This is a genomic window from Mycobacterium sp. 1081908.1 (assembly GCF_001673535.1).
Lineage (GTDB): Bacteria > Actinomycetota > Actinomycetes > Mycobacteriales > Mycobacteriaceae > Mycobacterium.
The window spans coordinates 1-5,013 of record NZ_LZLY01000139.1 but is presented as its reverse complement, the minus strand read 5'-3'; the positions used below and the strand labels follow the sequence as shown (position 1 = coordinate 5,013).

Genomic DNA, 5,013 nt, shown 5'->3' with positions numbered 1-5,013 from the left:
GCTCCTCCACCGGCAACCGCTCGGCGTGGATATCCGGGTCGGTGAAATCGAACCCTGGCGGCAGATTCGGCTCGGTGGTTACCTTCGATGCTGACAAGGTCCGCTCCTTCATACGAAGTCGTCTAGTCGTCTTCTTTGTGCCAAATAAACCACTGCTACACCATGGTTGGGAAGGATTGCGGCAAGATCACCGGGCCGAATTGCAACGTGTTCCTTTACCGATGAGTTTCGCGGGCGCCGCCGGTCTGTATCGGTACGAGAGACCCGACCGACCGAAAGGGAGCACATGCGCATCGTTCTGAGCCACTTCATGAGCCTGGACGGAGTCGTCCAAGCCCCGGGCGGCCAGGGCGAGGACACCGACGGTGGATTCGCACACGGCGGCTGGTCGATGCCGTACTTCGAACCCGAGACCATGGGACCGGCCGTCTCCGAGCTGTTGGCCGAGACCGACGCGCTGCTGTTCGGCCGTCGCACCTGGCAGACCATGGCGGCCGCCTGGCCGGATCGCGCCGGCGACGAGTTCGCCGACCGGATGAACGAGATCCCGAAGTACGTGGCGTCCCGGACGCTTGGCCGGGGCGACCTCAACTGGACGGGCTCGACCCTGCTGCCGGCCACCGACACAACGGGCGCGATCGGCGCGATACGCGAACTGCGCGCACGCGAGGGTCGGGCGCTACAGGTGATGGGCAGCGCGTCGCTGGCCGCGCAGCTGATCGAGCACGACCTCGTCGACGAATACCGGCTGATGCTGGAGCCGATCCTGCTCGGCGGCGGCAAGCGGGTGTTCCCGGACGACGGACGGGCCCGCGCGTTGGAGCTGGTGTCCGCGACGACGACGGGGACCGGGGTGTTGATCTGCACCTACCGGCGTCTTTGACCGGTCGATATGCTTTGGTCCAGGTCACCGGCGACAGGTGGGGTGGAAGATGATTCGGGAACTGCTCAGCGCGGCTTCGATAGCGGGCATCACGATCGGCGTGGCGCCGTGCGCGGCCGCCGATCCGCACTACGACGGCGACGTGCCGGGGATGAACTATCAGGCATCGCTGGGCGCGCCCTGCGACAACTACGAGAGCTTCATCTTCGGGCGGGGCCCCAGCGGCCAGGCCGAGGCGTGCCATTTCCCGCCGCCGAACCAGTTCCCCGCCGCCACCACCGGCTACTGGGTCATCTCCTATCCGCTGTACGGGGTACAGCAGGCGGGCGCGAAGTGCCCGGGACCCCAAGCGGCGGCACAGTCGGACCGGGGGCTGCCGATGCTGTGCCTGGGAGCCCAAGGGTGGCAGGAGGGCTGGTTCACCGGGGCGGGGTTCTTCCCCCCATCGGGATGACCGGCTGACGCGATGAGCCAGGCCCAGCCCCGCGAAGCGCCGATTCCGCGCTGGCTGCGGTTCGTGCTCGCGTCGGATCGTGCGGGCTCGGCCTGGTACGTCGGGACGGGCTTCTTTTTCGCGCCGGTGCTCGCCGTGTTGTCGCCGTGGCCGGCCGTCACCGCCGTGCTCTGGGGCGTCATCGCGGTGGCCGGGTTGTGGCTGGGCCTACTCGGTATCGCGATGGCCGTCGGGCTCGCCCGTGTACTGCGCTCCGGCGCCGAGATTCCCGAGGATTACTGGCGCACCCTGGTGAACTACTAGAGCCGACGGTGGCGACCAGCCGCGCTCGCGATCGCGATCGCCACTAGAGTCGTACCAAAGGCCATGCGACAAAAGGAGATTCCGATGGGCTTCAATCCCAAGGACGCAGTCGACGCCGCCCGCGACATCGCCAGCAATGCCGTCGAAAAGGCTTCCGACATCGTCGAGCACGCCAGCGACATCATCCGGGGCGACATCGCCGGTGGCGCCAGCGGCATCGTGCAGAACTCGATCGACATCGGCACGTACGCGGTGGACCGCACCAAGGAGGTTTTCACCGGCCCCGGTGCGGACGAAATCGAAGTCGACGACGAGTAGCCGTCGACTAGCCCCGTCAGACGGCGGCGGCCTCGTTCAGCTCGTCCAGCCTGTTGGTCGCCTCCAGGTACTCCTGCACCCACCGCTCGATGACGGTCGCCGTCTTCTCCACCTTGGTGAACTGCCCGACCACCTGACCGACCGGGTTGAACGCGACGTCGACGGACTCGTTGGGGTACCTGTTGGTGGCCCGCACCGCCATGCCGGAAACCATGTACTGCAACGGCATACCGAGCGGCTTGGGGTTCTCGGGCTGCTCCCATGCCTCGGTCCAGTCGTTGCGCAGCATCCGGGCCGGCTTGCCCGTGAACGAACGGCTCCGGACGGTGTCGCGGCTGCCCGCCTTGACGTACGCCTGCTGCTGCACCGGCGTGTTCGAGGACTCCTCGACCATCAGCCACTGCGAGCCGGTCCAGGCGCCCTGCGCGCCCAGCGCCAAGGCGGCCGCGATCTGCTGGCCGCTGCCGATGCCTCCGGCCGCCAGCACCGGCACCGGCGCCACCTCCTTAACGACCTGTGGCCACAACACGATTGAGCCCACCTCGCCGCAGTGCCCGCCGGCCTCGCCGCCCTGGGCGATGATGATGTCGACGCCCGCGTCGGCGTGCTTACGCGCCTGCGACGGCGAGCCGCACAGCGCGGCCACCTTGAGCCCGGCCTCGTGAATGTGCTTGATCATGTCGGCCGGCGGGGTGCCGAGCGCGTTGGCGATCATCTTCACCTTGGGATGCTTCAACGCCACCTCGACCTGCGGGGTGGCCGTCGCCTCCGTCCAACCCAGCAACTGCAGGGTGTCCCCGTCGCTGTCTTCAACGGGCACCCCGTGGTCCGCGAGGATCTTCTTGCCGAAGTCGAGGTGCTCCTGCGGCACCATCTTGCGCAGCGTCTCGGCCAGCTCCTCGGCCGACAGGTGGGAGTCCATGCCCTCGTACTTGTTCGGGATCACGATGTCGACCCCGTACGGGTGGTCGCCGATGTTCTCGTCGATCCAGTTGAGCTCGATCTCCAGCTGCTCGGGCGTGAAGCCGACGGCGCCGAGCACGCCGAAACCGCCGGCCTTGCTGACAGCCACCACGACGTCGCGGCAGTGGGTGAAGGCGAAGATCGGGAACTCAATGCCGAGCTCGTCGCAAATCGCGGTGTGCATGCCTACTCCTGGAAAGCTTGACCGATGCGAATAGAACTGAAACGTGTTCTAGTTTAGTACGGACCCCGCTGACGTGGCCAGCCGCCCCCGGCCAGCGCGTCGGCACTACGGGGTTTCAGGACGCGCGCGTCGTCCACAGGACCAGGAACGCGAGCATGCCGGCGGCGCAGATCAGGTGGTCGCGGCAGATGGCTCTCGCGAGGCGCGTTTGTTCGGCCGGGCTGTCGGCGCGGTGTCCGAGCCGGACCGCGCTGGGCACCGTATGTATAGCGGCCAGCGCGATCGGGACACCCGCGAGTACGGCCGACGTCGCCGGCAGCCAGCCGGGGTCGTGACCCCGGGCCGCCTGAAAGCCCAACGCGAATAGCAAGATCAGCATGACCAAGGCGATCAGCCGGCCCATCGGCCGCGACGTCGTGGTCGCGCGATGGTAGTAGCCGGCAATCGAAGCGAGCACGGGCTCGGGCAATTCCTCACCCGCGCTTCGGTTTTGGAGGACCTGAACGTCGAAGATCAGGTCCATCCACAAAACGGCGAGCAGAAATCCACCGCACGCCGTGAGTAACGGGGCCATGACTCTCGTTACCTCCGGTTCGCCTGGGCGCCACAAAGTGCGGGTCGATTTATTGTTCTGCGCTGAGCCGCCGCTGGGAAACGGCTTTGAATTGTTGTAATTGTGTCGAATTGGCGGACGGGGCCGCCTACCATCCGCTCAGGGCGGGTGAGCTGGAGGTAGTCGGATGTCGTTTGTGGTTGCAGTTCCGGACGCGGTGGCGGCGGCGGCGGAGAACGTCGCGAACATCGGTTCAACGCTGAACGCGGCCAGTTCGGCCGCGGCGGCCAACACCACCAGCGTGGCGGCCGCCGCAAGCGATGAGGTGTCGGCGGCGATCGCTTCCTTATTCTCCAGTCACGCCGCGCAATATCAGTACGCCAGCGCCCAGGCCGCGGCCTTTCACGCCCAATTCGTCCAGCTCCTGCAGGGCGCCGGCGGCGCCTACGCGGCGACCGAGGCAGCCAGCGCCAACCCACTGCAGACCGTCGTCCAAGACGTGTTGGGGGTGATCAACACCCCGACCGAGCTGCTGTTGGGGCGCCCGCTGATCGGCAATGGCACCAACGGCGCGGCCGGCACCGGGGCGGCCGGCGCCCCCGGCGGGATCCTGCTCGGTAACGGTGGCACCGGCGGCTCGGGCGGGGTCGGACAGGTCGGTGGCGCCGGTGGCGCGGCCGGTCTGATCGGCTTCGGCGGCACGGGCGGAACCGGCGGTCCCGGCCTCGCGGGTGGCCGTGGCGGTAACGGTGGGTTGCTGTGGGGCAACGGCGGCGCCGGTGGGACGGGCGGGACGACCGGCCTCGGCATCGGCGGTGCCGGCGGTGCCGGCGGCAATGCCTTCTTGATCGGGAGCGGCGGCGCCGGCGGCGCCGGTGCGCTCGGAATTCCCGGCTCTAACGGCGGGGACGGCGGGGCCGGCGGCCACGCCGGCTTCCTCTCTGGGATCGGCGGGGCGGGCGGCGCCGGCGGCGACGCTCTCGGCGCCGGATCCGCGGGAGGCGCTGGCGGGGCCGGCGGTAACGGAACCGGCCTCTTCACCGGCTTCGGCGGGGCCGGCGGGCACGGTGGCGCCGCCACCACGGGAGCCGCCGGCGCCGGCGGCGCCGGCGGCCAAGGCTTCGCCCGCATTCCCTTCGGGATCGATTTGAGCCAGGGCGGGGCCGGCGGCGCGGGCGGCGACGCTACCGGCCTCGGAGGTACCGGAGGCGCCGGCGGCGCGGGCGGGAACAGCGCCTCTTCCGGCTTCTTCGGAATCGACCTGACTCAGGGCGGCGCGGGCGGCGCGGGCGGGGCCGTCGGCGATTGGGGGGGCGGGGGCGGCGGCGGTGCCGCGGCGGTGGCGGCCAACCGCA

The 5,013-nt window shown here is 69.1% G+C and carries 7 protein-coding genes; 5 read left to right on the top strand and 2 right to left on the bottom strand.

Going from position 1 to position 5,013, the window contains the following annotated elements:
- The first annotated feature begins 286 nt into the window (after nucleotides 1–286).
- The 4 genes from A5655_RS22565 to A5655_RS22550 all read left to right on the top strand — a co-directional run bounded on the left by A5655_RS22565 (nucleotide 287) and on the right by A5655_RS22550 (nucleotide 1,958).
- The gene (locus A5655_RS22565) at nucleotides 287–883 is read left to right on the top strand and encodes a dihydrofolate reductase family protein (RefSeq protein ID WP_067013931.1); all 597 of its coding nucleotides are present in this window, start codon (nucleotides 287–289) and stop codon (nucleotides 881–883) included.
- 49 nt (nucleotides 884–932) lie between these two features.
- The gene (locus A5655_RS22560) at nucleotides 933–1,337 is read left to right on the top strand and encodes a hypothetical protein (protein ID WP_067013935.1); all 405 of its coding nucleotides are present in this window, start codon (nucleotides 933–935) and stop codon (nucleotides 1,335–1,337) included.
- A gap of 12 nt (nucleotides 1,338–1,349) precedes the next feature.
- Nucleotides 1,350–1,640 (top strand): hypothetical protein, encoded by a 291-nt coding sequence (locus A5655_RS22555; RefSeq protein ID WP_067013929.1) that lies wholly within the window; start codon nucleotides 1,350–1,352, stop codon nucleotides 1,638–1,640.
- An 84-nt stretch (nucleotides 1,641–1,724) separates the two neighbouring features.
- Complete coding sequence (locus A5655_RS22550) at nucleotides 1,725–1,958, top strand: hypothetical protein (protein WP_067013933.1); 234 nt, start codon at nucleotides 1,725–1,727, stop codon at nucleotides 1,956–1,958.
- 16 nt (nucleotides 1,959–1,974) lie between these two features.
- On the opposite strand, the gene A5655_RS22545 is transcribed toward A5655_RS22550, so the two are convergent.
- On the bottom strand, nucleotides 1,975–3,105 hold the full coding sequence (locus A5655_RS22545) for a nitronate monooxygenase (protein WP_067013927.1): 1,131 nt from the start codon (nucleotides 3,103–3,105) through the stop codon (nucleotides 1,975–1,977).
- Nucleotides 3,106–3,220: 115 nt separating this feature from the next.
- A complete protein-coding gene (locus A5655_RS22540; RefSeq protein WP_067013925.1) occupies nucleotides 3,221–3,679 on the bottom strand; it encodes a hypothetical protein in 459 nt (152 codons plus the stop codon).
- Between the two features lie 166 nt (nucleotides 3,680–3,845).
- Between A5655_RS22540 and A5655_RS22535 the strand changes: the two genes are divergently transcribed.
- The coding region (locus A5655_RS22535) for a PE family protein (protein ID WP_156764998.1) at nucleotides 3,846–5,013 on the top strand (1,168 nt) is incomplete at its 3' end.